Origin of the sequence: Kitasatospora sp. NPDC057198 (genome assembly GCF_042670125.1) — a bacterium.
GTDB lineage: Bacteria > Actinomycetota > Actinomycetes > Streptomycetales > Streptomycetaceae > Kitasatospora.
On sequence record NZ_JBHUWH010000052.1, the window covers coordinates 1 to 18,787 of the forward strand.

The window sequence follows — 18,787 nt, forward strand, 5'->3', positions numbered from 1 at the left end:
GGCCGCGGACGTCCCGGCCCGGCCCGCCGCCGCGGCGCCGGCCGCCGTCCCGTCCGGTCCCTCGTCCGCCCCGCCGTCCGCTGCCCCGCCCGCCGCCCCGTCCGCCGGGGCCCCGGCGTTCTCCCCGCCGGTGCGGGTGGTGGTCCCCCGGATCGGGGTGGACGCGCCGGTGCTGGGGGTCGGGCTCAATCCGGACGGCACCGTGGAGGTGCCGCCGCTCGACCGGCCGGGGCAGGTCGGCTGGTACCGCGCGGGGGACGGGCCGACCGTGCTGCTCGGGCACTACGACACCCGCCGGGGCCCGGCGGTGTTCCACGGGGTGCCGGGGCTGCGGCCGGGCGACCGGATCGAGGTGCGGCGGGAGGACGGCGGCACCCGGTCCTACCAGGTGCGTGAGCTGCACCAGTACGCCAAGGACGCGTTCCCCACCGAGCTGGTGTACGGCGCGGCCGCGGGCCCGCAGCTGCGGCTGGTCACCTGCGGCGGCACGCTCGGCCGCGACGGCCACTACTCCGACAACATCGTCGTCTTCGCCGACCCGCTGCCGTGAGGACCCGCCGACCGCCGCCCGTCGCCCGTCGCCCTTCGCCCGCCGTCCCACCGGGGCGGCGGGCGGCCGTTCCCGGTGGTGCAGACTGGCTGCGCCCCCGCCCACCGACCGAGAGGCGCCGTTCGACGTGAGGACCCGGCCCCCGCGCACCACCCTGTCCACGTGCGTCCTGCTCGGCCTGCCGGTCCTGCTGGCGGTGGCCGGCTGCCGGGCCCCAGGCGCGCTGGAGGACGCCGGGGCGGCCCGGCAGGTCCGGGCGCACCCGAGCGCGCAACCGCTGTGGCCGGCCGCCGCCCCCGACGCGGCGGCCGGCCGGAGCGCGGCGGCGAAGCAGAGCGACGCCCCGCCCGCCCCGCTGCCCGGCCTGGTGCTCGACACCCTCGACGGGGCCGACGCCCGCACCGTGCTCGCCGCGGACCCGGCGCTCACCCCGGACGAGCGGGCGGCCCTGGAGCACGGCTGCGCCGGGTGCGAGGTCCGCCCCGCCCGGTACCGCGACCTCGACGGGGACGGCAGCCCCGAACTGCTGACCGCCGTGCTGCCCGGCACCGGCCCGGACTCGCCGCGGGCCGTGCTGCGCGTGTACGCGCTGCACGAGCGCCGGGTGCAGCCGGTGCTGGCCGTCACGGCCCTGCCGGGCTTCACCGCCGAGACCGTCGGCACCGACCTGATCGTGCACGAGCCCACCGGCCCGGCCGCCGAGACCAGCCGCACCTACCGCTGGACGCTCGGCCGTCCGGTCATCGTCGACCAGCGGGTCAAGGTCACCTCGCCGGACGCGGACGGCACCGGCTGCCTGCTGCCGACGGGCGGGTGCGGTCCGGCCTCGGTGGTCGTGGTCGAGCCGACGCCCGTCCCGAGCGCGTCCCGGAGCCTGGTGTCCGGCCCGGCGCCCAGCCCCACCTCGGCGCCCGCGCCGATCCCCTCCGCCAGCCCCGCCGTGCGGGAGGGGCGGTGAGCACCCCCGTGCCCGGCGCCCCGCGGATCCTGCTGGTCGAGGACGACGAGGTGATCCGCGAGACCACCCAGCTCGCCCTGGAGCGCTACGGCTTCCCGGTGGACACGGCGGCGGACGGCCTGGAGGGCCTGGAGCGGTTCCGGGCCGCCCCGCCGGACCTGCTGCTGCTCGACGTGATGCTGCCGCTGCTCGACGGGGTCGGCCTGTGCCGGCGGATCCGCGAGGAGAGCCAGCTGCCGATCCTGATGATGTCGGCCCGCACCGAGCCGGTGGACGTGGTCTCCGGCCTGGAGGCGGGCGCCGACGACTACGTGGTCAAGCCGTTCGAGACCGCCGTCCTGGTCGCCCGGATCCGCACCGTGCTGCGGCGCACCGGCTTCGGGCCGTCCGCCGCCCCCGCGTCCCCGGCTGCCCCGGCCTCCCCGGCCACCGGTCCGGCCACCGGTCCGGATCCGGCGCACGCGGTCCGGGTGATCGACGGCCTGGAGGTGGACACCGGCGCCATGGAGGTCAGGGTGGCCGGCCGGCCGGTGCCGCTGACCCCGACCGAGCTGCGGCTGCTGCTGGAGTTCACCGCCTCGCCGGGCGTGGTGCTGGAGCGCCAGACCCTGCTGGAACGGGTCTGGGACTACTCCTGGGGCGCCGACAGCCGGGTGGTCGACGTGCACGTCCAACGGCTGCGGGCGAAGATCGGCGCCGCCCGGATCGAAACCGTCCGGGGCTTCGGCTACAAGCTGCGGCGGACGCCGTGACGCTGCGCCGGCAGATCGCCGCGGTGATCGCACTGGTCTCCTGCCTGGTCGCGCTCGCGGTGGTGCTGCTGGTCCACCACGCCTCGGTGCGCCAGCACACCGACCAGGCCCGCAAGTCCGCGGCGGCCGCCCTCGACGCGGTGCTGACCGGGTACGACGCGACCGGGGAGCTGGTCGCGGGCTGGCACGCCGCCGCCGACGACCCGGCGCTGCCGCCGGAGCTGCGGCGGTTGGCGCTGCGGGAGCGGCAGGGCTCGGTGCTCGGCCCCGGCCCGCACGGCCCCGCGATGTGGGCGGCGGCCGGCGCGGACGGGCGGGTGCTGTCGGTGCGGGTGGACTACGCCGAGGACGCTCGGGCGATCGCCGACCTGGACCGCGCGGTGGCGGTCGGCGCCGCCCTGTCGGTGCTGTTCACGGTGCTCGCCGGGGTGCTGGCCGCCGACCGGATCAGCAGCCGGCTGCGGACGGCGGCCCGGACCGCCCGGACCATCGCCCGGGGCGACCTGGACGCCCGGATCGGACCGCTCGGCCGGGCCCGCGACGAGGTGGCCGAACTGGCCGCCGCGGTCGACTCGATGTCCGCGGCCCTGCGCAGCCGGCTGGCGGGCGAGCAGCGCTTCACCGCCGACGTGGCGCACGAGCTGCGCACGCCGCTGACCGGCCTGCTGACCGCGTCCGAGCTGCTGCCGCCCGGCCGGCCGACCGAGCTGGTCCGCGACCGGGTGCGCGCGCTGCGCGACCTGACGGAGGACCTGCTGGAGGTGTCCCGGCTGGACTCCGGGGCGGACGCGCCGGAGCTGGCGGACCTGCCGCTCGGGCCGCTGCTGGCCCGGGCCCTGACGGCCGGCGGCACCGCGGCCAGCGCTGCCGCGGCCGGCGCTGCCGGGGCAGGGACCGGTGCCGGTGCCGGTGCCGGGGCCGAGCTGCGGGTCGTCGCCGACGCGGTGGTCAGCACCGATCCGCGCCGCTTGGACCGGGTGCTCACCAACCTGCTGGCCAACGCCCACCGGCACGGCCGCCCGCCGGTCGTGGTGACGGTCGAGGGCGCCACCGTGTCCGTGCGCGACCACGGGCCCGGCTACCCGGAGGAGATCCTGCGCGAGGGGCCGCGCCGCTTCCGCACCGGTGCCCGGGAGCGCGGCGGCGGCCACGGCCTGGGCCTGACCATCGCGCAGGGCCACGCTCGGGCGATCGGGGCCGAGCTGCACCTGTCCGACCATCCGGACGGCGGCGCGCTGGCCCGGCTCGTCCTGCCGGGCCCCCGGGAGGACCCGGGGGCCTGAGCCGCGCGCCGCCCCGGGGCTACGGGCGGGGCAGCACGCAGCCCGACCTGGTCAGGTCGAACGCGTTGCCGGGCCCGAAGCAGTTGGGGATGGTGTAGGTCTCCTGGGCGTAGCCGATGCCGGGGTGGATGGTGACGGTGCCGTTCTGGTCGACCTCGCACGGGTTGTTCAGCGTGCAGGTCTGGCCGTCCTCGTTGATCGTGTTGTTGACCGCGACGACCTGGCCGCTGGCGGCGTCGATCACCGGGGAGCCGGAGGTGCCGCCGATGACGTCGCAGCCGGAGGTGTAGCGGACCGAGTCCTTGAAGGTCCAGCCGCCCTCCTCGAGCCGGTAGGCGAAGCCGTCGATGCTGCAGGAGTAGGTCTTCTTCCAGTAGCCGGAGACCACCTTGATCGCGCTGCCGGCCACCGGGTGGGCGGTGGACATGGTCAGCGGGGATATCCCGTAGCGGCTCTTGATCGTCGCGTAGCTGGTGCTGAGCCGGTAGAGGGTGACGTCGGTGTCGGTCATCGTCGAGTAGAGGACCCGGTTGGCGCGGACGGTGCCCAGGCTCCTGCCGGAGGCGCTGAGCAGGGTGAAGCTGCGGGTGGACGCCTGGTCGGTGATGACCTGTCCGGCGGCGGGCATGCCGCTCTCCAGGCAGTGGCCGTTGGTGAGGATCAGTCCGGGGTCGCTGTCCACCGAGGTGGGCATCCGCACCAGCGAGCCGGAGCAGTTGCTGAGCGCGACCGTGCCCGCGAAGGTCACGGTGGCGGCGGAGGCGGGGGCGGCGGTGACCAGGGCGGTGGCCCCGGCGAGGGTGAGCGCGCAGAGCGCGCCGGTGAGCGGCTTCTTCATGAGGGTGCCTCTCGGGGTGTGGGGGTACCACTGGGGGTCCTACTGGGGTTCCCCTAAGTTGGCGCGCCCATGACACTGTGTCAAGAGCGCCGCCGTCCCCGACGCACCGTCAACTCGCTTCCGGATGACGGCTTTCCCGCTTCACCGCCCGCGACTTCACCGGTGGCGGCCTATCCGTGGGGCCACCCGTCGCCTTCCATCCTGCCGGAGCAGCCCAGGACGGCGTTCGCGCCCATTCCTGCCAGATCGGCCCTGACGTGGTGGGTCCGCTCCGGCCCGGCCCGCACGACCACGCCGATCGCCTGCCGCAGGTCCCTCTCGAGGCCGGGCCGCGCCAGACCGTGGAGGAAGGAGGCGACTTCCGCCGTTCGCGCACTGAGGCAGTAGCCCGCCGCCACCCTGTCCCGGATCACCTCCGGCGCTCCCAGGCCCTTGAGGCCGTTCAACAACCGGGCCATGTCCGCGCCCGACCTGTTCTGGACGACGAGCCTGGTGATCAGGAGATCGGCGGAGTCCGAGTGGTGGGCCCCCGCCAAGGTGGTGATCAGCGAGGCCATCTCGTGCGCCTCGGCGGACCCCGCCAACCTGGCGACCACCGTCGGGAACGTCGAGTCCCACTCGCTCCTCAGCAGCCCCAGGAACCGGGCGTCCGGTTCGTGGGACGCCACCCTGCAGAGCACTGTGAAGAAGAGACCCGATTCGCCCGTGACGTCCAACCGCCTCAGGACGTCGACCAGTTCGGGGAGGGGGCGGGCCGCCGCCAGCACCTGCACCGTCCGGACCAGCACGGCGGGCCTGGCCACGAGGGCGGTCAGCAGTTCGGCCGCCTCCTCCGGTACCCGGTGCAGCACGGCGGCGGCGAGCTGCGACGGAGCCGGCTCCCGGCCCTCCGGCAAACGGGGAAACGGCAGATCACTCGCGGTCTCCGCGAGAACCGCGGCCCGGTCCACCGGCACCGGCAGCCGGGCCAGTTCCCGGTACCAGTGGGCGATGTCCGTCTCCGGGGGCGCCAGATCGACCAGCCGTGCGGCCAACCGGTGACTCTGCCGGGCCTGGAGATGCCACCAGAGCCCGAAGACGTCCCCCGCCGCGGCCCCGCGCAGCAATGCGGAGAGGACCCGCTCGGACGCCCCACCCTCGACCAGGTGGTGCAGCACCCTGACGGCCGTCGCGGGTTCCAGGCTCGGGATCAGGTTCGCGAACACCTCCACTTCGACCGGCCAGCCGCCCGACTCCCCCTCGGGCTCGGACCACGGTCCTGCGGTGAGCACCGTTGCGGCCACTGCCGCCCGGCCGTCGGCGATCAGTTCGAGGACGACGGCGCGCACCCGGGCCGGGGGAGCGCAGGCCGCGTAGCAAGCCGTGAACCAGTGGTCGGGGCCCGCTGCCCGCTCCAGGATCGCGAGGAGGTCAGCCGCGTCCGCGACGGGCATGCCGATCGCCCGCCCGCAGACGGCCTCGAAGTCCTGGCGCAGGAACCGACTCACCCCCTGGTACTCGAACAGCAGCCTCGCCACCGTCTCGGGCGTCTGCACTTCGAGCAGCAACTCCCGCATGTCCACGGCCTCGTCCTGCATGCCGTGCGTGCGGAGGTCGGCCAGCAGGTTCCTCAGCTCGAACGGGCGCAACTGCGGGGCCGTGCGGCAGACCCGCCACAGGTGCTCCCGGGTTTCGGCGTCCTCCTCCCCGAGGGCCCGCAGCAGCCGCCGGGCCTGTTCCCGGAACGCCCGCGCCGTGCCCGCGTCCGTGCGGTACTCAGGCTCCCCGGCGTGCAGGTGACGGAGGAGCAGGAGCCCCTGCTCGGCCGGGTGGACCGCCAGGAAGCGGCGGACCAGCCCGACGGTAACGATCCCTTTAGGAATCCCCCGGCCGATGGCACCGAGGCGCCGCAGCAGGGCCGCGAACGTCTCCGCCTCCCCCTCGGCCACCCTCAGCAGCATCTCCTGCCCTTGGTTGGCCACGATCCCACCGCCTGACCACGGCTCCACCGCGGCCAACTGCACGATCAGTCGCAGGAACTCCTCCGGCCGACGGGTGCGGAGCGTCCGGTCGAGGGCCTCCTGGATCCTGATCCTGGCCCGGCCCGGCGGGCCTTCCAGCAGCCGCGCGAAGTGCTTCACGTCCCAGTGCTCGGCGGCCCGGTCGACGAGCAGGTCCGCCAGGTTCCCGTACCGGCCCGCGGCCAGTCGCCGGGTGAGCCGCAGCAGCGGGTCCGGCGGCCAACCAGCGGCCAGGCCGCGGAGCAGTCGGTCGGCGCCGTCCGTCCAGCCCCGTTCCAGGAGTTCGAAGAGCAGGCCGGTGACGGCCGCTTCGCCGACCGCTCCGAGCAGGATCCCCACCGCGAGGGCACCGAACCGGGCGGCGAGTTCGGTGTGCCCGGGCATCTCGACCAGTTCCGCCAGCCGCCCGGGGCACCGGGCGGCTGCCACTGCTCCCGCGAGCAGTGCCGCCGCCTCGTCCGCCGAAGCGAACTCGAGGGCGGCGCACACGGCGTCCGCCGGGCGCTCCTCCACCAGCACCCGCCACAGCCCCGCCCCCAGCCCCGACAGCCTCGTCCCGCCCAACGCCCTGACCAGGAGCAGCAGTTCCGCCGCTGAGCAGATCCGGGACAGCGACTTCGTCACCTCCGCGAAAACGGCCGGCTCGTTCTCCACGCCGTGCAGGAACTCCACGACCTGGCAGGCCGGTGCTCCCGGCAGCCCGTCCAGGACGGCACGGAGGAGGACGGGGCCTCCGTACTGCCGGTAGCGGGAGAGCAGTGCCAGAGCCGTGCGGGACCGGAAGGGAACGAGCAGGACGCGAACGACCTCGAATGCTTCGGCCTCGACCGGCCCGCCCACCAAGTGGTCCAACAGGGTGGACAGTTCACGCTCACCGAGGTTCTCCAACGCCTGCCGCACGACGGCTGCCGACGGCAGTCCGCGATTCCTCAGTGCGGGCAGGAGGACGTGCCAGTCGGACTGCAGCTCCATCATCGCGGCGAGTACGAAGGCCATGTCCCGGCCCGCGTCGGGCCTGGCCAGGCCGGCCATCCATTCCGTGACACCGGGAATCGGCAGCGTCGCAACCGCCTCCAGCGCGACGACCCGGTGCCGCGGGACGGCCGTCGAGGACGCCCGGACGACCGTCCGGTCGAGTTGCCCCGGCGCACTGCCGCGGACGGCCCGGAGGATCAAGCCGTCCGCCTCCGCGGTGCGGCCGTACCCGTCGAGGGCGCGCAGCGCCTCCGGCAGGTCGTCCTCGAACATCGCCCCGGCGAGCAGCAGGTCCGCCTCTGCGGTGAACCCGCCTCTCACCAGGTCGTCGACCGCCGCCGCCATCGTTGCAGCCGACCGTTCGCCCACGACGCGCAGCACCGTTCCACGCACCGTGTCCATCAGTGGGGAGGGCAGCCCGGCGTCCTTGGCGGCGACCAGGAGCTCCCCCGGTTGCCGTGCCGCGGCCGCGTGTGCCACCAGCGGCCCGGGAGCATCCTGGTGGCCGTCGGCGAACAGCCGCTTCACGAGTTCCATGAGCGCCCCGGGCGGGCGTTGCGCCGCGATGCCCGCCCACAGGCGCTCCCGCGCGTCGTGGTGGGTGAGCAGTCCGGCCATGTCGGCCAACTGGTCGGTGTCCGACACCGCCACGAACGGCTCCAGGGCGTCCAACCGCCCCAGGGCCAGCACCTGGTGCAGGGTCTCCGCGAGCTTCTGCCCGGGATCGTCCGTCCCGGGCCCCGGCGGGCACCCGACCGGGTCGGGCGGTGGCGGGGTGAGCGGAGGCGGCCCACCGGCGGTCGCGGCCCGACGCCGCCGCAGCGCCGCGGCCACCACGAACTCCTTCTGCACGTCCGTCGTGCGCACACGGACGCGCTGCGGAACTTGGAGTTTCCGGTACCGCTGGTAGCTGTCCGCGATCTTCGACTGGACCAGGGCCTGCAATCCCTCCAGGTCGACCGGGCCGGACGGGGCGGCCAGCACGTCGCTGACCGCCCGGGAGAAGATGCTGAACGACCCGCCCGGCACGGGAGAGCCCTCCTTCTCGGCGTCCACGAAACGGGCCACTTCCCCCGGCGAACACGCGTACATGTGGGCGACCTTCCGCCCCGCGACGGCCTTCGCCTTGCTACTGGCCCAGCCGACCGCCCCCATCCCGTCGTGGTCCACCCCCTCGCGGCAGGCGTCGATCAGGAAGAGGACCTGGGCCGCGCGGGTGTTCTCCACCTGTGCCTGCCAGTCGACCGACACGCACCCCGACCACACCGGCGAGATCTCCGGGTGCAGGTCCTCCGGCACCAGGTAGTCCTGTCCGCCGGCGTGCAACCCGTGGCCGCTGAGCGCGATCAACAGGCTCTGGCCCGTCTCCGCCCGCTTCAGGAAGGCCGACACCTCACCGTTGATGAAGTTGGCGCTGACGGGCTTGTCCGACCGCGGCACCGTGACATCCGTCCCGCGCGCCCGCAGTGCATCCGCCAGGACCTCGATGTCCTGACGGACGAACCTCAGGGGCTGGATGCCCGGCTGGACGTATTCACTCGCACCGATCAGCAGCGCCGAGTACTTGGGCATCGAAGGTCAACCGCCGAAGACGAAGGTGATCCCGTGAGTTCCCTGCACCTGTGAGCTCCCGACCAACTGGATCCCGCCGCTCGCGGACACCTGGAAGGTCACCTGCGCCTGCTTGAGCGGCATCGGGCCACCGCGGTCGGCGATCCGTCCGAAGAGGTCCTGAAGGGCGTCCACCGTCTCCGCGAGGTTCGTGCGCAGCGCGCCGAGGGGAACCCGGCGCAGGGCCGGTTCCGATCCCCGCCCGAAGAGGGCCATGGAGTCGTCCTCCGCGGCTGCGTCCGATTCGTTGACCCAGAAGAGCAGGGTCTCGGACGCCGCGCCCCCCACCGGCAGGTTCTCCGCGTTCCGCCTTGACATTCCCGTACCAATCCGCCCCTCGGACAATCCATGGTCGGCGCAAACGGTATCCCCGGCCGAACTCGCGACTTGACGCGTCTGCATATGAAGTACCATCGGCCCGGTCGCCGCAGGAGGCGGTGTCCTCACGAGGCGTTTCTCCGCCTTCCCGACAGCCGGACCGTCGGAATGCCAAAATCCGACCATCCGATCGAGTGACGGCGGGCGGGCGGAAGCAACACGTTTGCCGTACCCGCCCCCGTACCCGCCCGCCCGCCGACCGGTCGGCGGTCAGACCTCCAGCGGCCGGATCGCGGTCGGGGCGTCGCCCGGCGCGGTGGCGAGCTCCTCCCACTCCATGACCTTGTCGATGTCCGCGGCGGCCATCGAGATGTTGGTGACGCGCTCCAGGATCGCTTCGACCACCACCGGGACGCGGAACTCGGCGGCGAGCTTCTTGGCCTCCTCGAACGCGGGCAGCAGGTCCTCGGGGCGGGTGACCCGGATCGCCTTGCAGCCCAGGCCCTCGGCGACCCGGACGTGGTCCACGCCGTAGACGCCCAGCTCGGGGGCGTTGACGTTCTCGAACTCCAGCTTCACCTGGAAGTCGATGTCGAAGTTGCGCTGCGCCTGCCGGATCAGCCCGAGGTAGGAGTTGTTCACCAGCACGTGGACGTAGGGGATCCGGTGCTGCGCGCCGACCGCCAACTCCTCGATCATGAACTGGAAGTCGTAGTCGCCGGAGAGCGCGACCACCTGCCCCTCCGGGTCGGCGGTGGCCACGCCGAGGGCGGCCGGGATCGTCCAGCCGAGCGGACCGGCCTGGCCGCAGTTGATCCAGTGCCGGGGCCGGTAGACGTGCAGCATCTGCGCGCCGGCGATCTGCGACAGGCCGATGGTGGTGACGTACCGGGTCTCCGGGCCGAAGGCGCGGTTCATCTCCTCGTAGACGCGCTGCGGCTTGAGCGGCACGTCGTCGAAGTGGGTCTTGCGCTGGAGCGCGGCCCGCCGCTCCTGGGTGCTGGCGGCCCACTCCCGGCGGTCCTTGAGCCGCCCGGCGGCGGCCAGTTCGCGGGCCACCTCCAGCAGCAGCACCAGGGCGGCCCCCGCGTCGGAGGCGATGCCCAGGTCGGGGGCGAAGATCCGGCCGATCTGGGTCGGCTCCACGTCGATGTGGACGAACTTCCGGCCCGCGGTGTAGACGTCCAGGCCGCCGGTGTGGCGGTTGGCCCAGCGGTTGCCGATGCCGAGCACGAAGTCGGAGGCGAGGAAGTTCTCGTTGCCGTAGCGGTGCGAGGTCTGCAGGCCGACCATGCCCGCGTTGAGCTCGTGGTCGTCGGGGACGACGCCCCAGCCCATCAGCGTCGGGACGACCGGGACGCCGGTCAACTCGGCGAACTCCAGCAGCAGTTCGGCGGCGTCGGCGTTGATGACGCCGCCGCCGGCCACGATCAGCGGCCGCTCGGACTCCTGGAGCAGCGCGATCGCCTTCTCGATCTGCACCCGGTTGGCGGCGGGCCTGTGGACCGGCAGCGGCTGGTACGCCTCCGGGTCGAACTCGATCTCGGTCATCTGCACGTCGATCGGCAGGTCGATCAGCACCGGGCCGGGCCGGCCGGAGCGCATCAGGTGGAACGCCTGCTGGAACACCCCGGGGACCTGCGCGGCCTCCAGCACGGTGGTGGCGGCCTTGGTGACCGGCCTGGCGATCGAGGCGATGTCGACGGCCTGGAAGTCCTCCTTGTGCAGCCGGGCCACCGGCGCCTGGCCGGTGATGCACAGGATCGGGATCGAGTCGGCGATCGCCGAGTACAGCCCGGTGATCATGTCGGTGCCGGCCGGGCCCGAGGTGCCGACGCAGACGCCGATGTTGCCCGCCTTCGCCCGGGTGTAGCCCTCGGCCATGTGCGAGGCGCCCTCGACGTGCCGGGCCAGCGTGTGCCGGATGCCGCCGGACGCCTTGAGCGCGGCGTAGAAGGGGTTGATCGCGGCGCCGGGCACGCCGAACGCCACCTCGACGCCTTCGAGCTTGAGGATCTCCACGGCCGCGCGGGCGGCTGTCATGCGGGGCATCGGCTACTCCTGCCGTCGACGCAACTTCCGCGATGCGGAAGAATAGTTTTGGAATGCGAAAGCAAGCTAAGACGGCTGCGCCGGGGCCGTCAAGGTAGGTTTCAACAAAACGTTGCAGAGCCGCGCACCCGGGCTGGGGAACCGCTCCACCCGGCTGTCCGTTTTTCACCACCCCCTGTCGGCCCGGTACCTCGCCCACCTGGCCGCACCGCCCGTACGGTCGTTGCGACGACGGAAAACGCCAAGCGGCGAACCCGCCGGGCAAACCCACCGGGCAAACCCACCGGGCAAACCCACCGGACGAACCCGCCGGGCGGACCCGCCGGGCGGACCCGCCGGGCGACCCCACCAGAGGAGACACGCCACGATGAGCACCATCACCCTGTACGGCGCCACCGGCACCATCGGCTCCCGCGTGCTGGACGAGGCACTGCGGCGCGGCCACACCGTGACCGCCGTGGTCCGCGACCCCGCAAAGCTCCCGGTCGAGCACCCGGCGCTGACCGTCGTGACCGGCGACGTGCTCGACCCGGCCACGGTGGCCGACAGCGCCAAGGGCGCGGACGTGGTGGTCAGCGCGGTCGGCGGCGGCGACGGGCCGGGCCACCAGGCGCTGATCGAGCCGTCCTTCGAATCGCTGGTGGCGGGGCTGCGCACGCTCGGCGACGGCGCGCCGCGGCTGCTCACGGTCGGCGGCGCGGGCTCGCTGCGCACCCCCGACGGCAAGCAGGTCTGGGACGCCCCGGGCCTGCCGGAGTTCCTGCTGCAGATCATGCACGCGCACGGCGACGCGCTGGACTACCTGCGCACCGTCACCGACCTGCGCTGGACCAACCTCTCCCCGGCCGGCACCATCGCCCCCGGCGAGCGCACCGGCACCTACCGCACCGGCCTGGAGGACCTGGTGATCGGCGCGGACGGCGAGAGCCGGATCTCCACCGAGGACTACGCGGTGGCGCTGCTGGACGAGGTCGAGGAGCCGAAGCACCTCGGCGAGCGCTTCACCGTCGCGTACTGACCCTCCCCGCGCGGCCGGACCGCGCCGGAACCGCAGCCCCCGCCGTTCCCGCAGCCCCCGCCGTTCCCGCCGTTCCCGCCGTTCCCGCCTTTTCGGGCATCGGCGTGCGAAGCACCACGTACCCGTGCGAAGCGGAACCGTTCGTTCGGGTACCTCTGGTGTCCCCGGCCCGCGGGCCCCTATCGTTCCCCCGTCGATCCGGGGAGGGGACCGCATGACCGGCACGCTGACGTCCGACACCGAGGTCCGCACCGTCCGGGCCGGCCGCCCCGGCCCGGGACCGGTCCGCTGCTCCGTCGGCGACCTGCTGCTCGCCGACCTGCCGGTCTCCGTGGTCCTCTTCCACGACCGCCCGCTCGACCCCGACGCCCTCGCCGCCGGGCTCGCCCGCGCCCTCGGCCACCTGCCCGAGTTCGCCGGACGGCTGCGCACCGACCCGGCCGGGGACCTCTGGATCGACACCGACGACGCCGGCGTCCCCTTCACCGTCGCCGACGCCCCGTACACCCTCGCCGAGGCGCTCGACCGGACGGCGCTGCCCGCCGGCGGCCTGGTCGACCACGTCCGCGCCACCGAGGCCCGCCGCGAACCGCTGCCGCTGCTCACCGTCCGGCTCAACCGGCTCGCCGACGGCGCCTGCGCGCTCGGCGTCTCCTGGCACCACGCCGTCGGCGACATGCAGACCTTCGCCCTGCTGCTGCGCACCTGGTCCGCCTGCACCGAGGGCACCGACCTGCCCGAGGTCCACCGCGCCCCCGACCGGGACGGGCAACTCGACGCCCACCTCCCCGCCGAGGACTGCGGCACCCCCGGCCTGCGGCTGCCCGACCCCGCCGAACGCGCCGAACTGCGCCGCACCATCGCCGGGGCCGCCCTCGCCAACCGCACCGTCCAGGTCTGGTTCTCCCCCGCCGAGACCGAGCGGCTGCGCGCCGCCCACAGCGCCGCGGCCGGCCGCCGGCTGTCCGCCAACGACGCGCTCTGCGCCCACCTGCTGCACGTGCTGCGCGAGGTCGACGGCGCCGGCGGCGAGGAGCAGACCCTCACCGTGCCGGTCAACCTCCGCCGCGTCCTCGGCCTGCCCGACGGCACCCTCGGCAACCTGCTCGGCGAGATCCGGCTGCCCTGCCCGCCCGGCACCGGACCCGCCGCGTACGCCGCCGAACTGCGCACCGCCGTCGAGGAGTTCACCGAGAAGCACCTCGGCGTCCGGAGCAACCTGCGCTTCCTCGAAACCATCGGCCGCGACCGCGCCGCCGAGTGCGTCCCGGCCGGCTTCGACCCCTCCCGGCGCACCCTCACCATCTCCAGCTGGTGCCGGCTGGGCCTGCAGGACCTCCCGCTCGCCGGACGGCGCCCGGTCGCCTTCAGCCCCGCCGCCACCCTCCAACTCCCCTGGACCTCCTGGCTGGTGGAGGGCCCCCGCGGCGAGGGCCACCTCTACACCCTGGTCCTCCCCGCCCGCACCGCCGCCCGGCTCCGCACCGCCGCCGCCCTGCTCCACCCGCACCGCCACCCCGACGACCCCGCCCCCGCCGTCGCCCCGCGCAGACTGCTCTGACCCCACCCGGCCCCCTCACCCCTCACCCTCGCTCTCACTCCTCACCCTTCACCCCCCACCGCTCGCCCAGCGCCCGGGCCACCGCGTCCAGGGCCGCGTCCCACGGGTACGGACCGGCCGCGCCGGGCTCGTTCGGGACGAAGGCACCCTCACCGAGCAGGACGCGGACCCCGGCCCCGCGCAGCGCCGCCACGCTGCGCGGGAACTGCGGGTGGGCGGCCAGGGCGGTGTTGACGCAGGGCATCACCAGCACCGGAACCCCCTTGCCCACCGCCTCCGCCGCGTAGCCCACCACCCAGGACGAAGTCAGGCCCAGAGCCAGGCTGTTGACCGAGTTGAAGGTGGCCGGCGCGAACAGCACCGCGTCGGCGGGCGGCAGCACGTCCGGCTGCCCCGGCCGGCGGTAGGCGGACTTCACGGGGTGCCCGGTCAACTCCTCCCACTCCGGCACCCGCTCCGCCAGCCACTCCCGCGCCACCGGCGTCAACCCCAGGGCCACGTCCCAACCGCGGGCCAGCCCCGCCCGCACCGCCCCGCCGATCCCGGTCACCACCCCCGCCGCCGACCCGAACAGGTACACCACCGGCCGTCCGGCCCCCGCCTCCGTCATGCCGCCATGCAACCGGGCCGGCCGCCACTCCCGCAACACCCCGGTGCGCCACCCCCGAACGCCCCCTCCGGGGGTCGGTGGGCGGGTCACATGGTCAGGTGACCGAAGATCCCTGCGATAGCGAAGCCCGCGCCGTACACCAGGAAGCTCACGATGGTCATGCCGACGAGTGCGCAGCGGCCGACGTGGACGTCCATCGCGTGGTGGTCGCCGCCACCACCGTCGCCGGGGAGGTGGGGTCCGGCGGCTGTCGGGAGGTGGCCGGAGTGGGTGGCGCCGGAGTGGGCCGTTCCGGCTGCCGGGGGCGCCGGCTGCTCGTGGCGGACGGTCATCATGCCGTGCTTGAGGCCGCGGTCGACCAGCCACCAGTTCATCGGCAGCGCCACCAGGAAGCCGGCGCACAGCGAGATCGACATGATGAACCAGAACGCCGCCTCGCCGGGGCCGGGGTGCGGCATCGTGTTGGTCATCCAGGGGATCATGACCGCGACCATGCCGCCCATGACCGCGTTCATGGACAGCAGTTCGGGGACGAAGGTCCTGCGCAGCGACTCCCGGTAGCTGCCGAACATGTCCTTCATGAACAGCGCCTGGAAGACCGTCCAGCCGAACAGGAAGCCGAAGCCGTACTCGCACAGCACCTCCGCCCACGGCTGCAGCCCGAGGCGGGAGGTGATCACGGCGGCGGCCAGGATGCCGATGCCGTCACCGGCCACGCAGTGCATCGTCGAGCCGACGACCTGCCGCCACTTCGCCGAGACGTACTGCTCGTGCGTGCCGGGCAGTGGTTCGCGGCAGCTCAGCACGTACAGCAGGGCGCCGAACAGGCCGCTGAACGCGGTGATGACGACGAAACCCCACTTCATCACCGTCGCTTCCGGCGTGCGCCGGATGTCGATCGCGACGAACAGCACCGCGATCGCCACCTGCAGGAACCACAGCAGCATCACACCGTCGAGCAGCACGGGCACCTCCCGGTCGTCACCCCCCGGCAGCCTCGCAGCCCCGGCAACCGGCAGCCAGCGGGCGGCCCCCGATCGGTCGGTGCCCGGTGGGCTCCCCGGGCGGCTCCTGCCGGCCCCGGCTGTGCAGGACGTCGAACGGGTGCATGGACGGCGGCGAGCAGCGTGGGCCGTTCGGCCGGGATCTCCCGGCCCGGCGTCTTGCGCGGACGCCCGTTGAGCTGCTCGGCGACGGCGGCGAGGCGTCGGGGGGGTGAACTCCGCATGCCGGTCCGCCTCGCGGCCCTGGCCCCACGTGGACGAGCGACTCGACTCGGCGGGGAGTTCGCCGGTCACGGCGCCCAGGGCGTCATGGACGGCCTCGGCACCGTGATCGCCGGGCAGGTGCAACAGCACGCAGCGCGAGGATCGTTCGACCGGCGACCGAGGCGGCGTGTCCGGGCTGCGGACGCGGCCGGCCCGGACCCTGACGAGCCCTGCGCGTCGGAGCCGGAACCCGTTCCGGACACGCCGGCCGGGATCCGCCCACCGAGGGCGCCCCGTGCGGGCTCGATCGTCCCGGTACGGCGGCCCGGGTCGGTGGCGGGCGTGCTGGCCGTGGACTACCAGCGCCTCCTTCCCGCCCTGGCCGAACGCCGGGACGGGGGCGGCAGGGTGATGGCGTGTCAGGAGGTTGCCGCTGCCCTGGGGCCGGCCCCGGGCGCCGCGAGCGCATCAGCCGGCTCAGTGTGCGCTCCACCACCCAGCACCTGGGCAGCACCACCGAGCCGGATGCGCCGTCGCCTCGCTTGGCGATCACAGGGGTCAGTCGCAGTGCCTGCTTCGCCCAGGTGACCAAGCGGCCCGCGCAACCGCCGTCGGCCCGGACCGCGCTCCAGCAGCGGCATCGCGACGCCCCGGTCCGTCACGTTCACGGCGGTGACCAGCACGGCCGGCAGCAGCCCGAGGCAGTCGACCACGGTGTGACGCTTGCCCCCGGTCACCTTCTTCGCCCCGCCGCACCCGCGTCAGGATGCCGAGGCCATGGCCGCCGCCCGCAGGGACCGCGCGTCGATCACCACGGCGGCCGGCTCCGGGCCACGGCCGGCGTCCTCGCGCCAAGCCCCTCAGCCGGTCGTACAACTCCGCCGGCAGGCCCCGCACGCGTTGGCAGCGGTGGAGACCGGCACCGCGCTGATCCACGCGAGCAGGTCGGCGCGGCCGGAGCCGACGCGGGTGCGGATGCGGACGAGAACCTGCTGCCGGACGTGCCGGCGGCGTCTTTCCCGCACCGCGATGCGTGTCGGGTGCGTGCCGCAACGCCGGAGGCCCTCCCGCCGGATCGACGGAAGAGCCTCTGACCTGCATCTTCAGGGTGGGCGCAGACGGTTTCGAACCGCCGACATCCGCCTTGTAAGGGCGGCGCTCTACCGCTGAGCTATGCGCCCTCGTCGAAGTGGGCCGGCATGGCCGGTCACAGGACGAGTGGACAGACTACCTGGTCCGCGGAGTGCTTCGCCGCCCCCTTCCGGAGGGCGGACGGGACGGGGGGTGCCGGGCGGGGCGGGTGATCGGCAAGAATGGCGGGAAGGAAGTGGCAGGACGGATACGGAGCAGGGAGCGTGCGGTGAGCAGTGGCGGTGGTCGGGGCGGCTGGTGGGGCGGCGGCCGTCGGGACGGCGCCCGCGCCGACGCCAGGGCGGCCCGGGAGGCCGCCCAGGAGTCGTTCTACGAACTGGACTCGGCCCAGCGGGACGCGCTGCTCGCGGTGGAGACCGTGAAGTCGGCGGGCGAGCCCGCCACCGCCCGCCGGGTGGAGCAGGACTTCGCCGAGCTGACCGCCCGGATCGACCAGGTCACCGTGGCCTACCTCAGCGCGCTGGACTCCGTCGACCTGGAGTCCGCCGAGGCCGACCCGGGCGCCGTCGCCCGGGCCAGGCAGCAGCTCGACCAGGCCAAGCGCGAGCTGGACGCCAAGCGCGCCGAGCTGGGTGCCTTCGTCGGCCGCCTGCAGCCGGTCGTGGAGCACGCCGAGGCCCAGTTGATCCGGGTCACGCCCGCCGTCGAACGGGCCAAGCAGGCGCTGCTGGCGGCGACCACCGCCCTGGAGCAGGTCCGCGGCGCGGGCCTGCGCGCGGACGACCTGGCGACCCGGCTGGCCGAGCTCGCGCCCGAGCTGACCAGGCTGAACCAGGGCGTCTCCCAGCACGGCGTGCCCGCCACCCTGCAGCGCGCCGAGGACGTCGCCCGGCGGGCCGAGGCGGTCCGCACCGAGGCCGCGCAGCTCCCGGAGCGGGCCGCCGAGATCGACCGCCGGGTGGCCTCGCTGCGCACCCGCATCGACGCCCTGGAGAACCGGGCCCACACCGTGGACCCGGCGCTCAGCGAACTGCGCCGCCGGTTCTCCACCGCCTGCTGGCAGGACCTCCAGCGGGTGCCCGCGCAGACCGAGGACGCGGTGCGCACCGCCCGCGCCAAGCTGACCGAGGCCGGCCGGGCCCGTGACGAGCAGCGCTGGGCGGACGCGACGGCGGCGATCGGCACCGTGCGCGCCCTGCTGGACACCGCCGGGGGCGCGGTCACCGCGGTCAACGACCGGCTCCAGCAGCTCAACGAGGTGCAGCACGACCCGAACCGCGAGATCGAGCGCGCCCGGTTCGCCCTCCGCGACGCGCAGCGCCTCGCGATGGCCGGCCGACAGGCCCCCGACCCGCGGCACGCCGGGCCGCTGGATGCCGCGGTGGGGCGGCTGGACCGGGCAGTGGCCGCGCTGGAGGAGTCCGGCCGGCACCCCGACTACTGGCGTTTCCTGACCGAGCTGGCCGCCGTCCGGGAGACCGCGGCCGAGGTGGTCTCGCTGATCCGCGGGCCCCGCTGATCCGCGACCGCTGAACCGCGACCGCTGAACCGGCCCTCGGTACCCTGCTCGGTATGCCTCGCTACGACTTCCGCTGCCGCTCCTGCGGAGCCACCTTCGAACTCAACCGCCCGATGGCCCGGGCCAACGACCCGGCCACCTGCCCCGAGGGCCACCCCGACACCGTCAAGCTGCTGTCCACCGTCGCCGTCACCGGCACGGGTGCCTCCGCGCCGGCCCCCGCCGGCGGGGGCGGGGGCGGCGGCTGCTGCGGTGGGGGCTGCTGCGGCTGAGCGCCCTCAGGGGCCCGGGGAGCGGCGGGGCCGTGCTGCGCAGTGGCCCCTTCAGGGGCCCGGGGAACGGCGGGGCCGAGCTGCTGACGGCCGGAGCCCGTCGAAGGTCCGTGCTGCTGCGTCGTAGTAACAGAACCCGAAGCGACGGCACGCAACGGCAGTGAACCCGC

General features: G+C 74.3%; 14 protein-coding genes and 1 tRNA gene. 8 read left to right on the forward strand and 7 right to left on the reverse strand.

The features are described from left to right. The 4 genes from ACFUEL_RS09080 to ACFUEL_RS09095 form a co-directional block, all read left to right on the forward strand. The coding region (locus tag ACFUEL_RS09080; RefSeq protein ID WP_380235402.1) for a class F sortase at positions 1–550 on the forward strand (550 nt) is incomplete at its 5' end. Positions 551–677: 127 nt separating this feature from the next. Next, positions 678–1,508, forward strand: coding sequence for a hypothetical protein (locus tag ACFUEL_RS09085; protein WP_380235403.1), 831 nt, complete (start codon positions 678–680; stop codon positions 1,506–1,508). Then, positions 1,505–2,260, forward strand: a complete 756-nt coding sequence (cseB, locus tag ACFUEL_RS09090; protein WP_380235404.1) for a two-component system response regulator CseB — start codon at positions 1,505–1,507, stop codon at positions 2,258–2,260. Before ACFUEL_RS09085 ends, cseB begins: the two co-directional genes overlap by 4 nt. Further along, positions 2,257–3,543, forward strand: a complete 1,287-nt coding sequence (locus ACFUEL_RS09095; protein WP_380235405.1) for a sensor histidine kinase — start codon at positions 2,257–2,259, stop codon at positions 3,541–3,543. Before cseB ends, ACFUEL_RS09095 begins: the two co-directional genes overlap by 4 nt. Positions 3,544–3,562: 19 nt before the next feature. Here ACFUEL_RS09095 and ACFUEL_RS09100 read toward each other — a convergent pair whose 3' ends face one another. The 4 genes from ACFUEL_RS09100 to gcl all read right to left on the reverse strand — a co-directional run bounded on the left by ACFUEL_RS09100 (position 3,563) and on the right by gcl (position 11,337). After that, positions 3,563–4,381: a trypsin-like peptidase domain-containing protein gene (locus tag ACFUEL_RS09100; protein WP_380235406.1), complete on the reverse strand. Its 819-nt coding sequence runs from the start codon at positions 4,379–4,381 to the stop codon at positions 3,563–3,565. 170 nt (positions 4,382–4,551) lie between these two features. Then, entirely contained in the window at positions 4,552–8,928 is a 4,377-nt protein-coding gene (locus ACFUEL_RS09105; protein ID WP_380235407.1) for a caspase family protein, read from the reverse strand. A gap of 6 nt (positions 8,929–8,934) precedes the next feature. Beyond that, positions 8,935–9,369: a hypothetical protein gene (locus ACFUEL_RS09110; protein ID WP_380235408.1), complete on the reverse strand. Its 435-nt coding sequence runs from the start codon at positions 9,367–9,369 to the stop codon at positions 8,935–8,937. Between the two features lie 186 nt (positions 9,370–9,555). Further along, on the reverse strand, positions 9,556–11,337 hold the full coding sequence (gcl, locus tag ACFUEL_RS09115; protein ID WP_380235409.1) for a glyoxylate carboligase: 1,782 nt from the start codon (positions 11,335–11,337) through the stop codon (positions 9,556–9,558). Positions 11,338–11,704: 367 nt separating this feature from the next. Here gcl and ACFUEL_RS09120 point away from each other — a divergent pair, with 367 nt between their 5' ends. Both ACFUEL_RS09120 and ACFUEL_RS09125 read left to right on the forward strand, forming a co-directional pair. Next, entirely contained in the window at positions 11,705–12,355 is a 651-nt protein-coding gene (locus ACFUEL_RS09120) for an NAD(P)-dependent oxidoreductase (protein ID WP_380235410.1), read from the forward strand. 214 nt (positions 12,356–12,569) lie between these two features. Next, complete coding sequence (locus ACFUEL_RS09125; RefSeq protein WP_380235411.1) at positions 12,570–13,916, forward strand: acyltransferase; 1,347 nt, start codon at positions 12,570–12,572, stop codon at positions 13,914–13,916. A 34-nt stretch (positions 13,917–13,950) separates the two neighbouring features. On the opposite strand, the gene ACFUEL_RS09130 is transcribed toward ACFUEL_RS09125, so the two are convergent. From ACFUEL_RS09130 to ACFUEL_RS09140, 3 genes are all read right to left on the reverse strand, one after another. Further along, entirely contained in the window at positions 13,951–14,526 is a 576-nt protein-coding gene (locus ACFUEL_RS09130; RefSeq protein WP_380235412.1) for a flavoprotein, read from the reverse strand. A gap of 86 nt (positions 14,527–14,612) precedes the next feature. Further along, on the reverse strand, positions 14,613–15,491 hold the full coding sequence (locus tag ACFUEL_RS09135) for a DUF4396 domain-containing protein (RefSeq protein WP_380235413.1): 879 nt from the start codon (positions 15,489–15,491) through the stop codon (positions 14,613–14,615). 1,352 nt (positions 15,492–16,843) lie between these two features. Beyond that, positions 16,844–16,915 (reverse strand) — tRNA-Val (locus ACFUEL_RS09140). A 179-nt stretch (positions 16,916–17,094) separates the two neighbouring features. Between ACFUEL_RS09140 and ACFUEL_RS09145 the strand changes: the two genes are divergently transcribed. Further along, positions 17,095–18,345, forward strand: coding sequence for a hypothetical protein (locus tag ACFUEL_RS09145; protein ID WP_380235414.1), 1,251 nt, complete (start codon positions 17,095–17,097; stop codon positions 18,343–18,345). A 53-nt stretch (positions 18,346–18,398) separates the two neighbouring features. Beyond that, a complete protein-coding gene (locus tag ACFUEL_RS09150) occupies positions 18,399–18,617 on the forward strand; it encodes a zinc ribbon domain-containing protein (protein ID WP_380235415.1) in 219 nt (72 codons plus the stop codon). Positions 18,618–18,787: the final 170 nt, after the last annotated feature.

Excerpts from the sequence above, each read along its gene's own strand:
- ACFUEL_RS09150 (WP_380235415.1), top strand. The coding sequence starts at position 18,399 with ATGCCTCGCTACGACTTCCGCTGCCGCTCCTGCGGAGCCACCTTCGAA.
- ACFUEL_RS09105 (WP_380235407.1), bottom strand. The coding sequence starts at position 8,928 with ATGCCCAAGTACTCGGCGCTGCTGATCGGTGCGAGTGAATACGTCCAG.
- ACFUEL_RS09125 (WP_380235411.1), top strand. The coding sequence starts at position 12,570 with ATGACCGGCACGCTGACGTCCGACACCGAGGTCCGCACCGTCCGGGCC.
- ACFUEL_RS09100 (WP_380235406.1), bottom strand. The coding sequence starts at position 4,381 with ATGAAGAAGCCGCTCACCGGCGCGCTCTGCGCGCTCACCCTCGCCGGG.
- gcl (WP_380235409.1), bottom strand. The coding sequence starts at position 11,337 with ATGCCCCGCATGACAGCCGCCCGCGCGGCCGTGGAGATCCTCAAGCTC.
- ACFUEL_RS09110 (WP_380235408.1), bottom strand. The coding sequence starts at position 9,369 with ATGCAGACGCGTCAAGTCGCGAGTTCGGCCGGGGATACCGTTTGCGCC.
- ACFUEL_RS09120 (WP_380235410.1), top strand. The coding sequence starts at position 11,705 with ATGAGCACCATCACCCTGTACGGCGCCACCGGCACCATCGGCTCCCGC.
- ACFUEL_RS09130 (WP_380235412.1), bottom strand. The coding sequence starts at position 14,526 with ATGACGGAGGCGGGGGCCGGACGGCCGGTGGTGTACCTGTTCGGGTCG.